This is a genomic window from Marinobacter sp., from assembly GCF_052094685.1.
Classification (GTDB): Bacteria; Pseudomonadota; Gammaproteobacteria; order Pseudomonadales; family Oleiphilaceae; genus Marinobacter.
In genome coordinates, this window is sequence record NZ_JBQDKB010000002.1 from 64,179 (window position 1) to 85,836 (window position 21,658).

Below are 21,658 nucleotides of genomic sequence, written 5' to 3' on the forward strand. Positions count from 1 at the left end.
AGTTTACCGGTTGGCCGTTAAGAGTTCGTTGGCGCCGGTGTTTGAGCTTCGATCTGCTTCTCTTTGTGTTCGTGGTGATCGCGAGCCAACAAAATGTAGAACGCTGGCAGAACGAAGACCGTGAACAGAGTGCCTATGCCAAGCCCGGCTGTGATCGTTAGGCCAATGGCAAAGCGGCTCTCGGCACCTGGGCCGGCGGCTATCAGCAGTGGCACCATGGCGAAGATCAACGCCAGCGATGTCATGATGATCGGCCGCAAGCGAATAGCCGCAGCTTCAATAACAGCCTCTACTTTGTTCAACCCTTTGTCTTTTTGCAGTAGGTTGGCAAATTCCACAATCAGTATGCCGTTTTTAGAGACAACCCCAATCAGTGTAATCAGACCTACTTGCGTGTAGATGTTCATAGTGGCGAAGCCAAGCACGATAAACGCCATGGCACCTGCCACCGACATGGGAACCGAGACTAGGATAATGATCGGATCCCTCCAGCTTTCGAACTGCGCTGCAAGCACCAGATAGATAACCAACAGCGACAGGAAGAAGGTGACGATCAGTGCACTGCCCTGGTTTGCCAGCTGCCTGCTCTGGCCAGTGTAGTCGTGGGTGAAACCTTGTGGGAATATTTTCTCCGCGGTTGTTTCGATATATTCCATGGCTGCACCGGCTGATACACCCGGCATAACAACACCTTCCAATGTGAGGGAGTTCTGCTGGTTGAACTGTGTACGATCTGATGGTTCTACACCGTGCTCAAAGCTAACAACGCTACCAAGCGGTACCAAAGTGCCTTTGCTTGTGCGGATGTAGTAATCGTTCAGCGCTTGCTCGTCGAGCCGGAACTTCTGATCTACTTGGGGGATAACCTGATAAGACCGGCCTTCCATACTGAAGCGGTTAATGTAGCCACCGCCAAGCATGCTGGAAAGTGATTGCCCCACGTCCTGCATAGAGAGCCCAAGGTCGGCGACCCGGTCTCTATCAACTTTCACACGTGTAACCGGGCGATCAAAGTTGATCGACTTCTTCAGGAACATGAAGTTACCACTGCCCATGGCCTTGCCAAGCAACTGATCGGCCACTTCGTCGAGTTGCTCATAGCTGCTGCCAGTGGTGATAACGAACTGGAACGGTAAGCCGCCTCCGGAGCCAGGAAGGGCTGGCATCGCGAATGCTGCAGTTTGCAGGCCGGTCACGTGTTTCAGCTCTGCGTCCAGCTGAGGCTGAACCTCAAACTGAGAAATGTCGCGCTTACTCCAGGGTTCCATTTTGAAACCGCCAAACACCGCGTTGGGCGCGGTGATGCCGATAATCATGAAGTCTTCTTGGTAACCTGGCACCGTTGCTATGCGATTTTGAACTTCGCTACCGTGTTCTGTCAGGTAGTCCATAGTTGCCGTTTGTGGCCCAAGCCCCTGATAGAAAAGAATGCCCTGATCTTCCGTGGGGGCCAGTTCGTTCTGGCTCATCATCACCATGAAGTAAATTGAGCCCAAAATGACCAGTGCAAAGAACACGACGACGGATTTGGTTTGCATCAGCGAGCCGAGTACCGCTTTGTAGCCCGAAGAGATATGTTCGAAGGCATTCTCAACCAAGGTTTCAAATTTGCCCGGGTTACCGTGAGGTTTGAGTACCATGCCGGAGAGCATCGGCGAAAGCGTGAGGGCAATGATGCCCGAGACGACAACTGTGCCGGCCAGGGTGAAGGCAAATTCGGTAAACAGCGAGCCCACCAAGCCGCCCATAAAGCCGATGGGTGCATAGACGGCAACCAAGGTTGTGGTCATGGCGATAATCGGCACAGCCATCTCCCGAGCACCGTGTATCGCCGCATCAAGCCGTGATTCGCCTTCCGCAATATGCCGGTGTATGTTCTCCACCATTATGATGGCATCGTCTACCACCAGGCCGATGGCTAGCACCATGGATAAAAGGGTGAGCAGGTTCAGAGAGAACCCGAAAAGCAGCATGATAAAAGCACCGCCAATCAGCGACAGCGGAACCGCAACCGAAGGCACGATGGATGCCCGGATTGAGCCCAAGCACAGGAATACCACTACGAGTACGATCCCCATGGCTTCCAGCAGGGTGCGGATAACCTCGTTGATAGAGTCTTCAATGAAGTCAGACGAGTCGTACGCAAGCCGCACCTTCATTCCCGCAGGCAGCTGGCTTTCTATATCTGGCAGGTCGTCTTTAACCAAGCCCGCGACTGTTAGTGGGTTGGCACCTGGGGCCAGGTCGATCGCCACAAATGTGGCTTGTTTGCCTTTATACAGTGCCAGTTTGTCGTAGGTTTGCGATCCCAGTTCTACGCGTGCAATATCTTGAAGGCGAATCTGAGTACCGTTTTTCTCCTTAACAACAAGATTCCGGAACTCGTCCGGGTCAGACACGTCTGTGTCGCTGGTCATGCTGACTTCGGTATAGGTGCCTTTGGTGTTGCCTACAGCTGCTTGGTAGTTGTTGGCGCGTAGCTTTGCTACCACTTCCTGAGGCGTCATATCGACGGCGGCCAGGCGCTCTGGATCAAGCCAGATTCGCAGCGCAAAGGGGCTGCCCAATATGTTTGCTTTACCAACACCGGCCAAAGCCTGAATTCTAGGCTGCACAACCCGCGTCAGATAATCGGTAATCTGCGGGACCTCGAGGTCGTCGCTGTAGAAGGCAATGTACATCAGTGCCGTGGAGTCACCCGTTGTGGATGTGATAACAGGGTCTTGGGACTCTGCAGGCAGAACGTTGCGCTGGCTGGCCACCTTTGCCTGGATTTCTGCCAGTGCCGCGTTGGCGTCGTAGTTCAGGTTCATCTTGGCTTCAATGGTCGACACACCCTGAGAACTGGTAGACGTCAGGTAGTCGATGCCACTGGCCTCGGCAATCGCCTGTTGCAAGGGTGTGGTGATGAAGCCCTTTATCAGATCGGAACTGGCGCCAGGATAAGCTGTTGTGACTGTAACGGTGGTGCTCTCAAGCTCAGGATACTGCCGGATTTCCATTTCCATGGCAGCCCGGACACCGAGCAACAGAATAAGAAGGCTAACCACCGTCGCCAGTACGGGACGGTGGATGAAAATGTCGGTGAATCGCATTACTCAGATGCCTCCTGCGGCTGCTTTTCTTCGGCCTTGACGTCATCCTGAATGACAACCTTCTGGCCAGCGCGGAGTCTTAGCAATCCTTTGGAAACGACTTGATCGTTTGCTTCAAGGCCGGAAACGATCGCAACCCGGGTATCTCTGGTTTCGCCGGTTTTAACAGACTGGCGGCTGACGATAAGATCACCTTCGTCGTTTTCTTCCACAATAAATACGAAGTCCCCGTAAGTGTTGTAGGAAATCGCGGTGCGTGGAACGGTAACCACCTCATCGTCTTTGGGCTGCTTTGTACGGATGGTTGCAAACATGCCAGGCCGCAACAGTTTGTCTGGGTTGGCGAGGGTGGCGCGAACACGTACGGTGCGGGTCTCCGGATTGATGGAGGTGTTAATAGCGCTAACCTTACCCTCAAACTGCTGGTTAGGAACGGCGGCAACGGTGGCGACAACGGAATAATCTCGGACAACGTTCGCCAGGTTTTTTTCCGACAGGGTGTAGTCCACATAAATCGGGTCGAGCATATTCACTTCAACAATTGGCGTGCCGGTGGCGATGTACTCGCCCTGATCCACCATGCGAATGCCCAAGGTGCCGTCAAAGGGCGCACGGATCACTTTTTTGCTCAATTGAGCATCTGCCTCATTTACACGGGCTTCGGCGGCGTCGAAATTCGCCTTGGATTCGTCGTACTGGGACTGGGATACAGCACGCTTGGGTAGCAGATCGGAAATGCGTTTGAATTCCTGCTCCGCCAAGTGAGCTTCTGCCTTGCGAGTGCGCACAGCCGCTTCATCAATTGCGGTGTTCAGACGGATGAGAATATCGCCTTTTTTAACCGTGTCTCCAGATTCAAAGTTAATGCTCGCAATAACCCCCGGAACCTCATTGGCTACCTCGATGCCATTAACCGCTTTGATGCTGCCCACCGCCTTGATAGAAGGTGTCCAGCTTTCTGTCCGGGCCACCGTGGCTGCAACTTCCGCTGGCGGCTGGGGCTTGGACAGCTTTTCTCCCATCTGGCCAAACTGGTAGAACTTGTAGCCGAAGATGCCGCCAAGCACCACGCCAAGGAAGATGATTGCAATCAGGAAGCGGGAAGCTGTGCGCATAGTTCAGGTCCTGGAAATCTCTGTCTGGTCCGGGGTTTGCGGTGAGCGGGAAGGGAAACGAAGTTGCTCGGTTTCCCCGCCAGGTCGTTGCATAACAACAGACTGTTTGGATGCGGGAATGATTGATTCACGACAAAACGTAGCATTCTACAAAATTTAGGGTGTCGTTGTCACCGGATTGTAGGCATTTATGGCTAGCATTGTTGTTACATTGAGTGCCAGACTTACGATCTTTTTGCAGTAAGGGATCAATCATGCATTGGATACTGGGAATCGCGCTGGCGGCAACCGTCTTTGTGGTTCTGAAACAATGGGGCGGATTGTCGGCGGAAAAGAAGAAAGCTGCAACCTGGAAGCTGATTCTTATTGGCGGCGGCGTCATGCTACTAGTGATGGTTTTGACGGGCCGAGTGCATGTGCTGACTGCCACCATAGCCGCATTGATCCCCCTGCTGCGCAAACTACCGGAGCTTGTAAGGTTCTTCCCAGCGCTGAATCGTATTTTTACTGGCAATGCTAATGCAGAGCCGGGCAGCGGGGCAGGGCCAGATTCGGGGTCGACTGGGCAGGCACAAGGTCATGGCATGACCGAGCGTGAAGCCTGCGAAATACTGGGTGTCACAGCGGCCTGCTCAAAAGAAGACGTTGTTATGGCGCACCGCCGCCTGATACAAAAACTGCACCCGGATAGAGGTGGCAATGATTACTTGGCTGCCAAGATCAACGAAGCCAAGAGTGTACTGATTCGTACCAAGGCGTAGGCTTCAGTGTACTACCTCAACTTTTACCTCAAAGCTCCGGTTGTCCGACCGACTGCTTTTAACACTGTAGGTAATACCTGACTGTTTACTGGTGGATTGAGTTGAGGCGCTGCCTAAAGAGACCCATTGGCCAGGTTCCACTCTGCGAATCGTGACCAGCGCCTGGGTTTCATACCCGTCAAGTTCTGCGGGGTCCGCCTCAAAAGACGTGATGTTCAGCTCTATAGCGCGGTCTGAAATAACCTGCGGGCTGACAACAAACCCGCTGCGAGTTTCCACCTGTTCAAAAATGGCGGCGGGGTTTCTGCCACCACGTACCGCAAAGGGTAGCGTTCGCACTTGGCCCGAGGTGATGTGGGCAGACTGGCCATCCATCACCATCAAGCTGCGCTCCTGGGTGCCACCGGTGCTTGTAACCCGGCGTTCCACCGTTACGCCAAGATTGTTTCGTGTTGTGGTAACCCCTCCACCAGAGCGTTTGCCGCCGATGTCTTCCGTAGATCGCACGGTGATTCGAAGCTGGGCTTGGGCTACGTCGAGGGTTTCAATTAGGGTGCCGATTTCATCCAGCAATTGCTGGTTGCCGCGAATCACAAGTTGCTGGCCCCGGGCAGTGATTGATACAGGTTCGCCTTGATACAGTTCCCGCACTTGGCTCGCCACATCGTCACCTGGCCGGTTGTTGAGCTGGTAGGCACGGGATTCAGCGTGGGCAGAACCGGTACCGGAGATGAGTGCCAGCACGAGCGTAAAGAAGAACAGAACGGCAAAACTCCGTAAGTTCAGTGTCATTTCTGGTTCCCTTGCATCAAAAAATATCCGAAAAATCCAGTCTACGGGTTGCCAAGTTGAAAACCCGGGGTATATATTGTTTAGCATGAAGACGACACAAGCGATCTGTCAATTGAATGTTCTGCAAGCTTTCGGCCAAAAACCGATGGCGGCAGTCGCTGCTGTTTTTTGCTGGTGGTTTGGTTATGGCTTTTATTTTAGCCAGCGCCAGGGCCGCCCATAGCATCTTCAAAAAACGAACAACGAGGATGGCAGCCCGGCGAAAAACCAGGCTGCCGTCGGACTCAGAAAGCCCCGACTGGTAGCCCAGCCGGGGCTTTTTTGATTCTGACGCAGGGAAATGGGAACACAGATATGAACACGCCTTTGAACACAGCCGGAGAACGCCAGATGATGGGCTCCGCGATAACGTATCGGCAGGAAATCGCACTGCCAACGCCGGCTGAATTACGGGCACGTTTGCCTGTCGACGAGGGGTTTGCTGAGCAGATAGATGAGCACCGACAAGCCGTCCGGAGCGTTCTGCATGGTACAGACGAGCGCACGCTGCTGGTGGTTGGGCCTTGCTCCATCCACGATGAGGTTGCAGCACTAGAGTACGGCAAAAAGCTGAAAACCCTGGCGGATGCAGTTAGCGACCGGTTTCTTGTTGTGATGCGCGCTTACTTGGAAAAGCCCAGAACCACGGTGGGCTGGAAGGGGTTGTTGTACGATCCAGAGCGGACAGGGGCGGGCGACCTTAACGAGGGCCTGTTGCGTTCACGCCGCTTGCTTTTGAACTTGACTGAAATGGGCCTGCCATTGGCCACTGAGGCTTTGAGCCCTTTTGCTATGGATTACCTCGGAGACTTGGTGAGCTGGACAGCCATTGGTGCCCGCACCACCGAATCCCAGATTCACCGCGAGATGGTCAGTGGCCTGCCTATGCCGGCGGGGTTCAAAAATGGCACTGATGGTGGCACCGCCGTGGCCATCAATGCCATGAAATCTGCTGCTCACGCACACCATCATATTGGTGTATCCAGTACTGGCACACCGGTTATGGTTAGCTCTCGGGGCAATCCGGATACTCATCTGGTGTTACGTGGTGGCCGGGGGATAACCAATTACGATGCCGCCAGCATTGAACGCGCGGTGCAGAGCCTTTCCGGTGCAGGCACTTGTGCTGCAATTATGGTGGATTGTAGTCATGACAACGCCTGCAAGCAGGCCAAGCGGCAGATCGATATTGCCCGTGAGGTGATGCAGCAAAAAAGGGCTGGCAATAGTCAGATTCGTGGGTTGATGCTGGAAAGCTTCTTGGAGCCGGGCCGGCAAGACGATGGCGACGACCTTCGCTACGGTTGCTCTATTACCGACCCATGTTTGGGCTGGGAACAAACAGAGGTTTTGCTTCGTTCGTTATAAAGAGCAGGAGTCAGTTTTTACACGTACCGCGTAAAGCAATTCCGGGCTCTATACTGAAGCACACACTGTTGAACGATTCACTTGGGTTCTTGGTTTCGGTAACACCAGTCTGGAGACTGTTTTATGGAAAAGCGAGAAGTTGACGTTGCCATTATTGGCGCAGGCACTGCAGGCATGGTGGCCTATCAGCGTGTGCGAAAAGTTACAGATAAGGTTGTGCTGATTGAAGGTGATCAGTACGGAACCACCTGTGCCAGGGTGGGTTGTATGCCTAGTAAACTGCTGATTGCCGCCGCAGATAATGCGTATCAGATGGCGCAGGGGGAATTGTTTGGGGTGTCTGCTGGCGGCATAACCGTGGATGGCAAGCGAGTGATGGAGCGGGTGCGCTCAGAGCGCGATCGTTTTGTAGGTTCGGTTATCCGTTCGGTGGAAAAGTTCCCGGAAGAACACCGCATCATGGGGCACGCCCGATTTACCGGCCCCAATCGCCTGGTTATCGACAACGAAACTGAAATTCATGCTCAGCGGATTATCATCGCAACGGGCTCCCGCCCCAACATTCCCGGATTTTTGAAAGAAGCGAAAGATCGCCTGATTGTTAACGACGATATCTTTGATTGGCAGGATCTCCCCGAATCGGTTGTAGTGTTCGGGCCAGGCGTGATCGGGCTCGAACTGGGTCAGGCACTCAGCCGTTTGGGCGTGCGGGTACGCATGTTCGGTGTAGGCGGCGCAGTTGGGCCAATCCGTGACGATAGCATTCGAGAGTATGCACTCCAGCGCTTTAACGAAGAGTTCCCCCTGGATCCAGATGGTGACGTGAAGTGGGTTGAAAGGGTTGATGGCGGAGTGGCCGTCACGTTTACCGACCGTAGCATCGACGGCGGTGCTGGTGAGAAAACAGAAATATTTGAGTACCTGCTCGCCGCCACCGGGCGTAGGCCCAACGTAGACGGCCTGGATATACAAAATGCGGATATTGAGCTGGATGAAAAAAGCATGCCTGTGTTTGACCCGCATACACTACGCTGTGGGCTGAGCCATATTTTCATTGCCGGTGATGCCAATAACGATTTACCGCTGTTGCACGAAGCCGCCGATGAGGGTCGGATTGCAGGGAATAATGCGGCGTCTTATCCAGAAGTTAGAACGGGTAAGCGGAGCACCCCCCTTGCGGTTGTGTTTACCGACCCCCAAATAGCTAGCGTGGGGCTTACGATTGATGAAGTGGATAAGCATTGCGCGGGCCGCTTCGCCGTAGGCGAGGTATCGTTTGAAGATCAGGGCCGTAGCAGGGTGCTCGGAAAAAACAGTGGTCTGCTTCGGGTTTACGGTGAGCATGGCAGTGGGTTGTTCATGGGTGCGGAAATGTTTGGCCCTGCGGCGGAGCACATAGCGCATTTGCTGGCTTGGTCTGCGCAGCGACGGTTGACGGTCAGTGAAATGTTGGAAATGCCGTTTTATCACCCGGTCATTGAAGAGGGGTTGAGAACCGCCCTGAAAGATCTCAACCAAAATCTCAATATCGGACCGGCTCCAGAGGAAGGCTGCACAGATTGTGGGCCGGGTGTATAGCCGGTTTCTAGTATAGCTTCATGGAGCGATTAGTTCGCTCTATGAGTTGAATTGGATAACTAAACTTCACGGATATACGGAGCCTAGGCTAAGGTAGTGCTAGTTTCGATTTAACAGCCACGAAGGAGGCATGTAATGGGTAAGAATTTTATTGGTCTGGATGCGGAAAAAACAGTAAAACTGGCCGATTCTCTTAACGATCTGCTATCCAACTACCAGATTTTTTACATGAACGTGCGTGGTTATCACTGGAACATCAAAGGTGATAATTTCTTTGAGCTTCATGTGAAATTTGAAGAACTGTATGACGACCTGTTGCTCAAAATTGATGAAGTTGCAGAGCGTGTTCTAACACTAGGACACCGCCCAGCCCATTCATACAGCTCCTATATTGAGCGTTCGGAAGTACCCGAGCAGAAAGATGTTTCTGATGGTAAGCAAGCCATGGAAAATATTCTCGATAGCTTTGCCAAGCTCATTGGCAAGCAGCGGGATCTGCTGAACCTGGCCGGTGATGCGGAAGATGAGGGCACGGCTTCGTTGATGAGTGACTACATCGCTGAGCAGGAAAAAACTGTTTGGATGTATCGCAGCTACCTGGGCCGCTAAGCTCACCGAACGCATGTATCTGGCGGCCAGTGGCCGCCATTTTTTTATCTGTAAAAAATGCTCAGCGTTACGAGTTTGCTGCTAGGGGTGTCACTTCCTGGTGCAGAAACCATTTTTCAGTCACCACCTTGCGGGTAAACCAGTGGGAACGCATCAAAGTGCTCGCCAGTGGCATTTTAATCCAGCTTGGGATCTGAAAACCTTCCTCTGTTGTGGATTCTCTATGGCCAAAACGATTGGCAATGGCATCACCGTATGCCTGCAGGGAGGTAGCAGAGAAATCCGGTGCGCGTCGGATTACATCAGCCGCCAACAATGCGGATTCTACGGCCGGGCGAATACCTTCTCCGCTTTGGGTATAGGCCAGCCCGGCCGCATCGCCAATCAACAGCAGCCCATCGTCTACCAGTGGTCTCCCAGCGTGGTCGTAGAGTAAATAGGCGTGGCCTTTGAAACGGCTGGATAGATCCGCAGGAATACGCCCAGTGGCTTTCATAGTGTCCACGAACTCTTGCAGGTGCGCGGTTAGCTTGTGGTTATCCTCCCGTCCCAAGCCCACGTTCAGGTAATTACCCTTGCGAAAGACCCAGGCGTAGCCTTTGAGATCCCGACAAAACCAAAGTTCCGGAGTGTCCCCTTGGGCTTCACAGGTGCTTGCTTGTTCGTTGGTCATTTCGAATTCTACTTCCTTGGCCGCCACCACGGTTTCATGGCTTCCCGGGCCATCGCCAATTAGCTTGGCAACCGGGCAGAAGTGCCCGCCGGCGCCCACCAATAACGGAGCGACCCAAGTATCATTAATCAGCCAATTGCCGTCTTTTCGGGTAATGCTTTTGACTGGGGTGCCAAGATGTCTGGGTGTGTTTGTGTGCCCCAGCAGATAATTATCAAATTCACAGCGCCGGATGCCATAACTGACCACGCTGCCATGATCATTCTCAACCGCCGATTGCCCCATCATGCCGATTCGGAAGCGGCGGATGGGTTGAAGCGTGCGGCCATTACCGTATTCGACCAAATCAATATTCAGGGTTTCCATAACCGAAGGCGTTACCCACCCAGCGCAGGTTTTATCCCGGGGGAAGTCCTGTTTATCGATTAATAGCGCGCGCTTGCCGCTATCTTCAAGGGCTTTGGCTAAGGTGCTTCCTGCCGGGCCAGCCCCGACGATAATCAGATCGTAAGTTTCCATATCCGGTAACCTCAGATGTGCTCGGGTGTGGCGGGAAAAGTGTAGAGATCCTGCCGGGTTGCCGGCAGTTGGTTGTTGTTGCCGTGGGTAAACACAACCTGAAAAAGTTGCAGTGACCCTGCCCGGAAAGCGGCAATAGAGCCGGCCAGATACATGCGCCAGGCCCGGGTAAAGTGCTCGTCGTACATTTCGCAGACGGTTTCTTCTGCCGCGTTAAAACGTTCCATCCAGGCACTCAGGGTGTTGGCGTAGTGGAGCCGAAGGTTTTCTACATCCAAGACGGAAAAGTCACCATGTTCGCACAGCGCCATGAACTCGCCGATGCTGGGTGGGTAGGCCCCGGGGAATATGCGTTTTTCGATCCAGGCGTTCATCAGCATTGGCCGATTGCGGCCAATGCTGTGAAGGAGCGCTATGCCATTGGGCTTCAATGACCGCTTGATCAGCTCAGACAGGGTGAGATAGTGCTCCTTGCCTACATGCTCCAGCATGCCGATCGAGACGAAGGCGTCGTACTGGCCTTCAATGTTGCGGTAATCTTCTTCAATATAAACAATCAGATTCTCCAGCCCCTGTGTGCGAGCCTGCTCGCGAGCGTAGGCCACTTGCTCCCGGGAGATGTTGTAGGCGTGGACAGTTACCCCGTAGTTCCGCGCCATATAGCGGGCCAGCCCACCCCAGCCGCACCCGGCCTCCACCACGGTCATACCTGGCTTTAGCCTGAGCTTTCGGCACACGTGTTCCAGTTTTGCTAGCTGTGCTTGCTCTAGGCTCAACTCGGGGCGCTCGTAGTAGGCACAGGTGTATTGCATTTCGGCTTGGTCTAGCCAGAGCCGGTAAAAGTCGTTGCCCAGATCGTAATGGTGGTGAATATTCTCCCTTGCTTCAGACAGGCCAGTTGCGCGGGGAGCATGGTTGCGCCACAGGGCCTCTAGCCATCGCGGCCATTTCTGGCGGGCCTGATGAATCGTGCGATAAAGAGTTTCCATCAAATCAGGCAGATCGCCCTCTACACCTAAGCGCCCCGCGCTGTATAGATCGCCAAATGCCAGATTGGGGTTGGCAACTAGTGTGTAAAGCGCCTTTGGGTCTGCGAGGTACACTGTAAACTGGGCGGCTTGTTCTGGAGGTTCAATGACCTCGTTATTCCAAAGCCGGAAGCGAATCGGGGGAGAACCGGCCATGCGAACCAGCTTGGTTACTAGCCATCTTTCATAGGTGTGTGGCGCACGGTCTACATGAGTACCCTGCAAGGGAAGGGTCAGGACATGGGATTTGTCGGCTTGTTCATTGAGCTCGGTGCTCTTGGTGCCTTTTGGGGCACTGTTCTGAACACTATTATGGTTCACGGATATTGTTCCCTTTTTTGCCTTAACATTGCTGTCTTGGCTGGCGGCTATGCGCCAAGGCTTGTCTCGAATACTTGTCTGAGAATTGACGGCTGTGTACTTAGTATAGAAAACGTTTTGGCTTTGTCAGGTGCGAGGAAGGGCGGGGTAGAGAAGGGGGCATGGGATATGAAGCGAGATAGTGAGCTAGCGCAATGTGCGACCGGGTCAGGCGACCCGGTCGCAGGCAGGTCAGTACGAGGAGCTCATGCCGAACCACTCAGGGAAAATCACAATCATCGCCAGCACCAGCACCTGTATGAGGATAAATGGTAATACCCCCTTATAGATGTCGACCGTTCTTACTTGCGGTGGTGCGACGCCTTTAAGGTAGAACAATGCGAACCCGAAAGGTGGGGTCAGGAAGCTGGTTTGCAGGTTCATAGCGATCAAAATGGCAAACCAAAGCATGTTGATGCCCATGGCTTCGGCCACTGGCGCCAGAATGGGCACGATGATGAAAGAGATTTCTACAAAATCGATGAAGAAACCCAGCACCATAATGACCAGCATAGCGAGGATGATAAAGCCCCACTTCTCGCCAGGTAGAGCCAGCATCCACTCTTCCAACAGATAGTCGCCACCGGTGTAGCTAAAGACCATGGAGAAGGCCGTGGCACCGATCAGGATGGCGAACACCATGGCCGTCACTTTCACCGTATCTTTCGACGCGTCCCAAACCATCTCGAATGAGAACTGACGGTAGATGATGGCCAAAACAATCGCGCCGATACCGCCCAGCGCTGAGGATTCTGTAGGTGTGGCAATGCCCGTAAAAATCGAACCAAGCACAATAACAATCAGAGCCAGCGGCGGAATGATGGCCAACAGCGCATTCATAATTTCTTTTTTACGGGAAATGCTGTTGTCCGGCGGCATGGCCGGAGCCGTCTCTGGTTTGAAGCGGGTCATGATCAGGATATAGGCAATATAGAGCCCGATAAGAACCACGCCAGGCCCGACGGCTGCTTTGAATAGATCGCCTACCGGAAGCCCCAGTACGTCGCCCAGAATAATCAGAATGATGGATGGCGGAACTATCTGGCCTAGCGTACCCGCTGCGCAGATGGTGCCGGTTGCCAAGCGTTTGTCGTATTTGTGGGCAAGCATGACAGGCAAAGAGATCAGGCCCATGGCAACCACGCTTGCGCCCACCACGCCGGTGGAAGCCGCGAGTAGAGCACCGACTAAAATGGTAGAAATCGCCAGGCCGCCGGGTAGGCCGCCAAATAGACGGCCCATGGAAGTCAGTAGCTGCTCAGCCAACCGGGTACGCTGCAGGATAACGCCCATGAAGATAAACAGCGGCACAGCCATCAGAACGGTATTCTGCATAACGCTCATGATGCGATAAGGCATGAAGGCGAACAGATCCATGCCTTCTGCAAATATGCCAAAGAATAAGGCGACGCCGCCAAAGGTGAAGGCAACAGGGAAGCCCAGCATCAACATGAAAAGGGCAACGAGGAACATAATCATACCGATCATGCGAGCCCCTCCCCGCCGTTCTCATCTTCGTACTGTTTTTCACCAGACATAACGCGCAAAGCGAACGTTGCCATGTTGAGGCCAGCGATGGCGATAAAAAATGCAGTGATTGGGATAATAGACTTGATGATCCAGCGTTGGGGCAACCCACCAGGGTCGCCACTGCCTTCGCCCATGTTGTAGGAGTCCACTGCAAAATCGTAACCGTACATGCCGATAAGCCAGGCGAATGGCACCACAAATAACAGAGCGCCTGCCAGGTTTACACAGGCTTTGGCTTTGTCGCTCCATTGGGTATAAAACACGTCGACTCGAACATGGCCATCCGTGCGCAGCGCATAGGGAATGCCGAACAGAAACACCACTGAATAAAGGTGCCATTCCATCTCTTGCATGCCTATGGACACTTCATTGAACGCGTAACGGGCAACAACGTCGTAAAAAACGTTTCCGGCCATTAGCAGCATCGCGACACAGGCAACCCAGCCGCAGAACATGGACGCGCGGGCAAGGCCCTCATCCAGTTTAATAATCCACTGCATTCACAATCCTCCGCCAGGGGGCTGGCGATTCTGCTATTGCTATAAACAACAAAACCGGGATCACTTTTAGAGCGAACCCGGCTCCATTACAGCCCCTATATTACTCTACTGTGCCCATGGTGTTTAGATATGCACGCTCAGAAATATCGGTATAAGCGCGGCTCTGCTCCAGATAGTCGTGTTGGGACTCCACAATCCGGGCTGCCTGTTCGTTGCTTTCAGACGCTTCTTTCAGGAGCTTTTTGTTGGCATCAAACATAGCCTGAAAGATGTCCTGTGGGAACTGCTTGATTTGCACATTCGGAAAGTCTTTCTTGATGCTGGCCTAGGCTTTCGCATTTTCGTGCTGTGACATTACCAGCATATCGTAGGAGGCTGTGCGCATGGCAACTCGCATGATTTCCTGCAAGTCAGCTGGCAGTTTTTCCCACACTTTCTTGTTTATTATGAACTGAAGCTCAGTGGCTGGCTCGTGCCATCCGGTGTAATAGTAATCGGCAATCTGCTGGAAACCAAGACGTAGATCCAGAGCCGGGCCTACCCACTCAACCGCATCAATGGTGTTGCGTTCAAGCGCTGTGTACAGCTCGCCTGGTGCAATGTTGGTTGGGTTAACCCCCACTTCTGCAAAGACTTCACCGGCAAAGCCTGGGATGCGCATTTTCAGACCTTTAAGGTCATCCAGCGATTTGATTTCTTCGCGAAACCAGCCGCCCATCTGAACGCCGGTGTTGCCACCTGGGAACGACAGCATGTTGTGGGGCTCATACACTTCTTGCATCAGTTCCATGCCGCCGCCATGGTAGAACCAGGCGTACTGTTCCATGGCGTTCATGCCGAATGGCATGCTGGTGAAGAACAGGGTTTCGGGTACTTTGCCTTTCCAGTAGTAGGACGCAGAGTGGCCCATGTCGTACTGGCCAGCCTTCACCATATCAAACACACCCAGAGGGGCTTTGTGTTTGTTGGCGGAATCTATGCGGATTTTCAGCCGCCCATTCGACATTTTCTCGACGGATTTGGCGAAGTTTTTGGTGGTGTCACCGAAAATCGGGAAGTTTGGGCCCCAGGTCTCTGCAAGCTTGAGGGTGAATGTGTCCTGAGCCAATGTCTGGGTCGAGGCGAAAGTTGCTGCCACGGCGAATACCGCCGCGGAGAAAACGGAACGGATTTTCATTGCTCTTGTGTCCTTTTGTCATTGTTTTGGGTCGAGCTAGGCTTTCTTAAGGGAGCCCTAAAACCAGTTCACATTAGCAAGTATTTTGGCCCGGCGAAATAAAAAACATCTCGGTTACGACCTAGGTCGTAGGCCTTGTTAGAGGTCGTTCATCCGGCCTATTTGGCTGGCCAGTTGCTTGGCTTCATGTTGTTCATGAGCCAGCAGATCTTCCAGCAATGATTTGGCGCCTTCGATCTCCGCTTTGCCTATCAGCGTGTCGTACAGGCTCGTAATCTGGTCGTGGAAAGCGAAGATGCCCTGGGAGATGTCATCGAAACCCATGGAGGCATATCGCCCATCGCAGATCTCGTCGGGTATGACTGGCTTATGTTCGAGGTAGTCGTAGATGCGTGTTTGCAGCACGTTTGGTTCGGCCTGCTTTTCGAATTCACTCACCGCCGTCGCCAGTGCAATTTCGTGACTGGCCACATAATCCATCAGAGCGCAGGCGCGTTCATTGCTGTTTTGCTCGGCAGACTCCCGCAAACATTCTGCAAGGCGCAGGTGCATCTGTCGGGTCCAATCAATGATGTCTTCAAAGGTTTTAATTTCCATGGCCAAGCTCCATTAATCAGGTGCGTGTTCAAACGAATGATCAAAACTTAGTCTAGTCAACAACCTTTACCGGTGCTCCTACTGTCTGAGCGGTTTCCGTGCGGCTGCGCCAAGCACGGAACTGTCGTTGAGCCGGTTTTTCGATGAAGTAGTGGATCAATGAAGCCAGCAGAAGAGCGGTGACAATAGCCAGGCTGACACCTAGCCAGCCTGGCAGGCCGGCGTTGTAGCTTAGGGTGATTACACCGTAGCCAATATTTTGGTGCACTAGGTAAAGACTGTAGGAAAGACTGCCCAGCCACAGCAAGGGCTTGTTTGCCAGCCAGTTCAGGCGACCCGCAACGGCCAGGGCGAACACGGTAAAACAGCCCAGTACGAATAGACTGTATGGGAGTTTGTAAGCAAACAGGCCATGGCAAACAGCAAGCGCAAGTAATATTGCATCACCAGTTGCCGGACGGCCGTATCGGTGAATACGGAAAATCAGCATGCCGCCAATAAACAAGGGGGCGTATTTAACGAACATCAGATCTTTGATCAGAAACTCGAGGCTGTCTGGTATTTGTTTCCACCAGATAACGCCAGCGTAGCTCACCAGCATCCACGCCCAGAAGGCCAGCCGCAATCGTGACCAGCCGCGCAAGGTGTAGAACAGCAAGGCCATCCAGCTGTAGAAGGTCACTTCTATTACCAAGCTCCAATAAGCGCCATCTACATGCTCTGCGCCCAGATATTCGTGCAGCAGAGTTGCGTTGAGTAAGGCGGTTTCAAGACTAACCGCGCGGCTTTCCGGCCCAAAAAGATGCACGGATATGAAGGTAAGGGCAATGCCGGCCCAGAGTGCCGGCATGAGTCGGACCCCCCTGGCCAGCCCAAACCAGGCGGCATTACGGGTGCGCTCAAGGGTCATGAAAATGACAAAGCCGCTGAGAATAAAAAACAGGTGCACACCGTAGCGACCAAACAGCAAGGTGTCTGTGAGTAGCTGAGGCAATTCGAATGAATGACCGAAGAGCTTGTCGTAATAGGGCAGATAATGAAAAAGCACGACCCCAAAAGCGGCGAGGCCTCGCAATGCATCAAGACTGCCCAGCCGTGCTTGGGAAGAGCTCATAGAAGTTTCCGTCAGAATTTCGTCTATAGTAGCCTGGTTTGAGCGGCGACAATACGGATGAGATATACCATTCTCTTGCCGCAGGTATACCATGTGGTAATACATCGAGCAGTCACAGGGACAGAGCCATGAGCACAACGCTGGGGATTATCGAGGGCTTCTACGGACCGGTATGGAGCTGGCAGGAGCGACAACAACTGGTGCGTGCACTGGCGCCACACGGTTACGGCTTTTATCTCTATGCGCCAAAAGCGGATGTTTTTCTGCGCCGGCGGTGGCAAGAACCACACCCGCCGGCGATGGTAGCTGAGTTGTCGGAGTTCGGTCGGTTTTGTCGCAAGCAGGGGCTGCGGTTTGGTGTTGGACTGAGCCCGTTTGAGATCTTTAACCAATTTGATGATGCTGCCCGTACTGCACTTGCTGCGAAGCTTGAGCTGCTTGATCGCATAGGTATTGATGAGTTAGCCATTTTGTTCGACGACATGCGTGCCGATACGCCAGCACTGGCCGAAACTCAGGCGGATATCATGCACTGGATCCGTGAGCGCACACAGGCCAAGTACCTCTCAATTTGTCCCAGCTATTACTCTGATGACCCGGTGTTAGACCGGGTGTTCGGGGAGCGGCCGCCTGGCTACTTAGAAACTCTTGGGCGTCGGCTGGACCATGATATTCAGATATTCTGGACGGGTGAGGAAGTTTGCTCTCGCGAGATTTCCCCCGGGCATTTGAAGCGTGTGGGTGAGCAGCTAGGGCGCAAGCCTGTGCTTTGGGATAACTACCCGGTAAATGACGGCGATCGCATGTCCCGGCACTTGCATTTGCGGGGTTTTACCGGCCGCCCGGCTGCCAATGGCGCGTACTTGGCGGGGCATGGCATTAACCCGGCCTTGCAGCCGGTGTTGACCACGATTCCTGCGATAACGTTGGCAGAATCCTACCGTCAGGGCACGGAATATCAGTACGGGCATGCGTTTTTTAGTGCGGCGAAAGAGGTACTTGGGAGAGAGTTGGCAAAACAACTTCATGCTGATCTGCTGGTGTTGCAGGACGCCGGGCTTGGGCGTATTGGCGAGGAAAAACGGCAAAGCCTGATGCGAACTTACGATGCCTATGATCACCCGGCAGCCAGCGAAGTTCTGCGCTGGCTGGTGGGGGAGTATCAGGTAACTGACGAGATGGTTCAGACCCAGTAATGCCGCACGGTCTTATTGCGAGGCGGCACTTTCGTAAATAGTACTACCGTAAATAGTACTGAACCGTTGAAACCACCCGCACGGTCTTTGCCGGTTGCTGTTGCTCGGAAATCCCCGGCGCCTGGTCTCGGGCAAGTATCTGGAACACGCCTTGATTGGCGCGGCGCAGATCCCCCAGCCCGGTGTTGGCGTCTTTGGCAAACTGGCTGGCTGATTCGCGGGCGGAGGCTGTGGCTTCGGCAATCATCTCTGGTTTGATTTCATTCAATCCATTAAACAGATAGGTGGGGCCGCTTGGTCCATAGTCGGATGACAGCACCACGCCAGAATCAACCAGTTCGCTGACAGCCTGAGCAGCCTGTTGGATTTTTTCGATGTCGTCGCTGCGAACCATCAGGGTTTGGCTGATAATAAATTTTTGTTTGCTATTGTCGTCCTGGTACGGGTTGGCACGGGTATCCGTAACATCCAGCCGCTGGAGTTCCACAGCACCATCGCCGATGGCCTGCAGTTTCAGGAACGCCATGATGGCACTGCGGCTGCTGTTCGCTTTCTCCTGGGCCGCGCTAAGGGTGTCCCCCGTGCCCACAAAACGGATCGGCCACAAAGCAAGATCGGCCGTTACTTCCCGCTCCGCCACGCCTTTCACCGTAACGTACCGGTCGCCGGTGCGCAGATCGGTTAGGCCATCACTAATAAACGAGGCAGAAACAATGGCGGCGATACCCAGAATTAGGGCAGCAATGACTTTCATAGAGAATCTCCTTGGCAGGTCTCTTTAGAGGGTCGATGAAATCGGGCAGACATAGCCTTTTGTTCGCGCGCTTCGTCGCGGAACGCTTTGGGCAGCGGTTGAGTGAAGTAGAGATAGTCGCCCTTATGTCGACTGCTATGCAAGGGCGCTTCGCTTGCGCCGGCCGGCCAGGCTACGGGTGAGATAACCGCAACCGAAATATCCGGAGCCCGTTGCTTGAGTAATGCAACGGTTCCCAAGTGTTCTTCGCTGTGGAATGTGCCGGTGGTGTGAATAACCTGGTGGCCAGGATGAGCTTCGCGGGCAGCCAATATGCGGCTGGCCATAGTGTTGTCCCGCAGTAGCTGGGCTTTGTATGTGTTGTTCATCCGCTCACCCATAGGGTCATCTGCCGCGTGGTGGCTGCGAGCAATAGTCGCAGTGAATTTTTCGCGGTAGGCCGGTGTGTCCATAAACGGGCGGTTCGGTAGCTGTTCCCGCCCGGTTCTGGGCAACTTTTCCAGATAGCCTGCCCCTTCTCGGCCGACGCAACGTACCACCGTTGCGGGCGCATTGGCTGCAATCACTGGGAGACCATGCTGGCGTGCGAATTCTATCAATGGCCGGTAGGAGCCACGGTAGTTGTCCCAGGCACTGCTGTCTTCGATCATTTCAGTCTCGCCAGTTTTATCGTTCAAATAGGCATCCACGGCAGCTTGGTTATCCATGTTGAACTGTTCCATGGACAGCACCTGCAGAGGGTTCTGGCGGAAGAGTGCAGCCTGAAGCTGTGACTGTAAAAGGTGAGAGGCCTGGTGGCCGTGGTATTCGCCAATCACAACGACATCGGTTGAGGCAAGCCTTTGCGCGAGGGCTTTGATATCCAGTTCGGCACCGTTGCTTGCGTTGATCACCCGAGATTCATACAGGGTTTGTGGTCCGGATACGGTGTTGCTGTGGTTATCATGAATCTTGGCTGCACACCCGCTAAGGCTGGCAAACAGGGTCAGTGGCACGGCGATGAATAATTTTTTCATGGCAAAATTATATATGATGTAAAGCCTCGCTACTGCATGCATTCCTAGACACGAGGCCAGTATGCCCCATCGCGCACACCTTTTTTCACTCCGGCTTGCCCACGGATTCCGGGAGGCCTGTATTGATCAGCCATATAACGGTCGCCGTTTTCTGCGCGACCTTATGGCAGGTGTTACCGTGGGTATTATTGCGATCCCACTGGCTATGGCGCTGGCTATCGCAAGTGGTGTTGCGCCCCAATATGGCCTTTATACGGCGTTCATTGCTGGTTTTATTATTGCCCTCACCGGCGGCAGCCGCTTCAGTGTCTCGGGGCCCACGGCGGCCTTTGTGGTTATTCTCTATCCCATCGCTCAAGCCTATGGCCTTGGCGGTTTATTGTTGGCCTCGCTGATGTCTGGCGTGCTGCTAATCATTATGGCGGTTATGCGGCTCGGTCGTTTTATTGAGTACATTCCAGAATCTGTCACGCTCGGGTTTACCGGGGGTATTGCGGTGGTGATCGCCACCTTGCAGGTAAAGGATTTTTTCGGTCTTTCTGTGGAGACCATGCCAGAACATTACTGGGACAAGCTGGCGGTGCTGGTGCAAAGTTTTCCCGCGCTGGATGTCATGAGTACGCTGGTTGCGCTGGTTACGCTTGCGGTGATGCTGCTCTGGCCACGCCTGAAAACCCCGGTTCCGCCACATTTACCAGCGGTGGTGATCGGAAGTCTGCTGGCAATTTGGTTAAACGCGAACGGTGCCGCGGTGGATACCATAGGGTCACGCTTCAGCTATCTGCTGCCCGGCGGCGGCACGGGTGCAGGTATTCCGCCTGTTTTGCCGGAGTTTGCTTGGCCCTGGCAGCAAGCGAATGCTAGTGGTGATCCGATTGGGTTGTCTTGGAGCATGGTGCGAGAACTGCTGCCGGCGGCCTTTGCCATTGCCATGCTTGGCGCCATCGAATCCTTGCTCTGTGCTGTGGTGCTTGATGGCATGACCGGCAAACGCCACAGTGCCAACAGCGAACTGATGGGGCAGGGGCTGGGCAACATTATCGCGCCATTTTTCGGCGGCATTACCGCAACCGCCGCTATTGCCCGTTCTGCTGCCAACTATCGCGCCGGCGCAGAATCGCCCGTCTCGGCGATGATTCATGCCGCCGTGGTGCTTCTGGCGTTGGTGTCTTTGGCCGGTGTGTTAGCTTACTTGCCCATGCCCGCCATGGCGGCTTTGCTGATTATGGTGGCCTGGAATATGAGTGAGGCGCCCAAAGCCGTGCACTTGCTGAAGACAGCGCCGCGCAGCGATGTACTGGTTTTCCTCACCTGCTTTTCGCTCACGGTGGCGCTGGATATGGTGATTGCCATTACGACCGGTGTTTTACTGGCCGCGGTATTGTTTATGCGTGAAATGGCCGAGATGACTAAGGTGACGGATATCACCAGCGGCAAGCGGGTCAACGAAGAGGGTTTGCCGGCTGGCTGGCGGGTGTTCAAAATAAATGGCCCGCTGTTTTTTGCAGCGGCAGACCGTATTTTTGGCGAGCTTGCAGAGCTTTCGCGAAACGTTAGAGGAATCATTTTGTATATGGATGGCGTTACTGTACTGGATGCTGGCGGCCTGTCTGCCCTCAACAAACTGATAGCCACCTGCCAAAATGACGGCACCCGCATTGTGGTTGCTGACTTGCAATCCCAGCCTCAGCGAACGCTTGCACGCGGCGGCGTTGGGCCGGTAGAAGGGGTTTTGCAGTTTACATCCACGTTGCGCGAAGCTTTGGCACTGCCCTTGTTATCCAGAACTCATCAGAACTCAACGCCTTCCAACCTCACCGGGCTAAACGAATGAAAA

17 protein-coding genes and 1 pseudogene are annotated in these 21,658 nt (G+C 53.8%); 6 read left to right on the forward strand and 12 right to left on the reverse strand.

Going from position 1 to position 21,658, the window contains the following annotated elements; translation table 11 throughout:
* Positions 1-17 precede the first annotated feature (17 nt).
* Positions 18-3,095: an efflux RND transporter permease subunit gene (locus ACTH3S_RS00850; RefSeq protein WP_441807121.1), complete on the reverse strand. Its 3,078-nt coding sequence runs from the start codon at positions 3,093-3,095 to the stop codon at positions 18-20.
* Positions 3,095-4,210 (reverse strand): efflux RND transporter periplasmic adaptor subunit, encoded by a 1,116-nt coding sequence (locus ACTH3S_RS00855; protein WP_441807122.1) that lies wholly within the window; start codon positions 4,208-4,210, stop codon positions 3,095-3,097. Before ACTH3S_RS00855 ends, ACTH3S_RS00850 begins: the two co-directional genes overlap by 1 nt.
* 254 nt (positions 4,211-4,464) lie before the next feature.
* On the opposite strand from ACTH3S_RS00855, the gene ACTH3S_RS00860 reads away from it, so the two are divergent.
* Positions 4,465-4,971 carry a molecular chaperone DnaJ gene (locus ACTH3S_RS00860; RefSeq protein ID WP_441807123.1) on the forward strand — a complete coding sequence of 169 codons (507 nt, stop codon included), beginning with the start codon at positions 4,465-4,467 and terminating at the stop codon, positions 4,969-4,971.
* Between the two features lie 3 nt (positions 4,972-4,974).
* Here the strand turns inward: ACTH3S_RS00860 and ACTH3S_RS00865 are convergent, their stop codons facing one another.
* Positions 4,975-5,763, reverse strand: coding sequence for a secretin N-terminal domain-containing protein (locus ACTH3S_RS00865; protein ID WP_441807124.1), 789 nt, complete (start codon positions 5,761-5,763; stop codon positions 4,975-4,977).
* A 354-nt stretch (positions 5,764-6,117) separates the two neighbouring features.
* Here ACTH3S_RS00865 and ACTH3S_RS00870 point away from each other — a divergent pair, with 354 nt between their 5' ends.
* The 3 genes from ACTH3S_RS00870 (at position 6,118) to ACTH3S_RS00880 (ending at position 9,357) form a co-directional block, all read left to right on the forward strand.
* A complete protein-coding gene (locus ACTH3S_RS00870; RefSeq protein WP_441807125.1) occupies positions 6,118-7,170 on the forward strand; it encodes a 3-deoxy-7-phosphoheptulonate synthase in 1,053 nt (350 codons plus the stop codon).
* Positions 7,171-7,293: 123 nt separating this feature from the next.
* On the forward strand, positions 7,294-8,748 hold the full coding sequence (locus ACTH3S_RS00875; RefSeq protein WP_441807126.1) for a dihydrolipoyl dehydrogenase: 1,455 nt from the start codon (positions 7,294-7,296) through the stop codon (positions 8,746-8,748).
* A 135-nt stretch (positions 8,749-8,883) separates the two neighbouring features.
* Complete coding sequence (locus ACTH3S_RS00880; RefSeq protein WP_441807127.1) at positions 8,884-9,357, forward strand: Dps family protein; 474 nt, start codon at positions 8,884-8,886, stop codon at positions 9,355-9,357.
* 67 nt (positions 9,358-9,424) lie between these two features.
* On the opposite strand, the gene ACTH3S_RS00885 is transcribed toward ACTH3S_RS00880, so the two are convergent.
* From ACTH3S_RS00885 to ACTH3S_RS00915, 7 genes and pseudogenes are all read right to left on the reverse strand, one after another.
* The gene (locus ACTH3S_RS00885; protein WP_441807128.1) at positions 9,425-10,549 is read right to left on the reverse strand and encodes an NAD(P)/FAD-dependent oxidoreductase; all 1,125 of its coding nucleotides are present in this window, start codon (positions 10,547-10,549) and stop codon (positions 9,425-9,427) included.
* Between the two features lie 11 nt (positions 10,550-10,560).
* The gene (locus ACTH3S_RS00890) at positions 10,561-11,814 is read right to left on the reverse strand and encodes a class I SAM-dependent methyltransferase (RefSeq protein WP_441807151.1); all 1,254 of its coding nucleotides are present in this window, start codon (positions 11,812-11,814) and stop codon (positions 10,561-10,563) included.
* Positions 11,815-12,129: 315 nt separating this feature from the next.
* Positions 12,130-13,425: a TRAP transporter large permease gene (locus ACTH3S_RS00895; RefSeq protein ID WP_441807129.1), complete on the reverse strand. Its 1,296-nt coding sequence runs from the start codon at positions 13,423-13,425 to the stop codon at positions 12,130-12,132.
* The gene (locus ACTH3S_RS00900; protein ID WP_441807130.1) at positions 13,422-13,967 is read right to left on the reverse strand and encodes a TRAP transporter small permease subunit; all 546 of its coding nucleotides are present in this window, start codon (positions 13,965-13,967) and stop codon (positions 13,422-13,424) included. The genes ACTH3S_RS00895 and ACTH3S_RS00900 overlap by 4 nt, the downstream gene beginning before the upstream one ends.
* Positions 13,968-14,067: 100 nt before the next feature.
* Positions 14,068-15,144, reverse strand: a pseudogene (locus ACTH3S_RS00905) (TRAP transporter substrate-binding protein).
* Positions 15,145-15,282: 138 nt separating this feature from the next.
* Entirely contained in the window at positions 15,283-15,741 is a 459-nt protein-coding gene (locus tag ACTH3S_RS00910) for an ATPase (RefSeq protein WP_441807131.1), read from the reverse strand.
* Between the two features lie 52 nt (positions 15,742-15,793).
* Complete coding sequence (locus ACTH3S_RS00915) at positions 15,794-16,855, reverse strand: acyltransferase family protein (protein WP_441807132.1); 1,062 nt, start codon at positions 16,853-16,855, stop codon at positions 15,794-15,796.
* Positions 16,856-16,983: 128 nt separating this feature from the next.
* Between ACTH3S_RS00915 and ACTH3S_RS00920 the strand changes: the two genes are divergently transcribed.
* Positions 16,984-18,051 (forward strand): beta-N-acetylglucosaminidase domain-containing protein, encoded by a 1,068-nt coding sequence (locus ACTH3S_RS00920; protein WP_441807133.1) that lies wholly within the window; start codon positions 16,984-16,986, stop codon positions 18,049-18,051.
* Between the two features lie 43 nt (positions 18,052-18,094).
* On the opposite strand, the gene ACTH3S_RS00925 is transcribed toward ACTH3S_RS00920, so the two are convergent.
* Together ACTH3S_RS00925 and ACTH3S_RS00930 are read right to left on the reverse strand one after the other, a co-directional pair.
* Complete coding sequence (locus ACTH3S_RS00925; RefSeq protein WP_441807134.1) at positions 18,095-18,805, reverse strand: SIMPL domain-containing protein; 711 nt, start codon at positions 18,803-18,805, stop codon at positions 18,095-18,097.
* A complete protein-coding gene (locus ACTH3S_RS00930) occupies positions 18,802-19,821 on the reverse strand; it encodes a ChaN family lipoprotein (protein WP_441807135.1) in 1,020 nt (339 codons plus the stop codon). The genes ACTH3S_RS00925 and ACTH3S_RS00930 overlap by 4 nt, the downstream gene beginning before the upstream one ends.
* Before the next feature lie 61 nt (positions 19,822-19,882).
* On the opposite strand from ACTH3S_RS00930, the gene dauA reads away from it, so the two are divergent.
* A complete protein-coding gene (gene dauA / locus ACTH3S_RS00935) occupies positions 19,883-21,655 on the forward strand; it encodes a C4-dicarboxylic acid transporter DauA (protein WP_441807136.1) in 1,773 nt (590 codons plus the stop codon).
* Positions 21,656-21,658 lie beyond the last annotated feature (3 nt).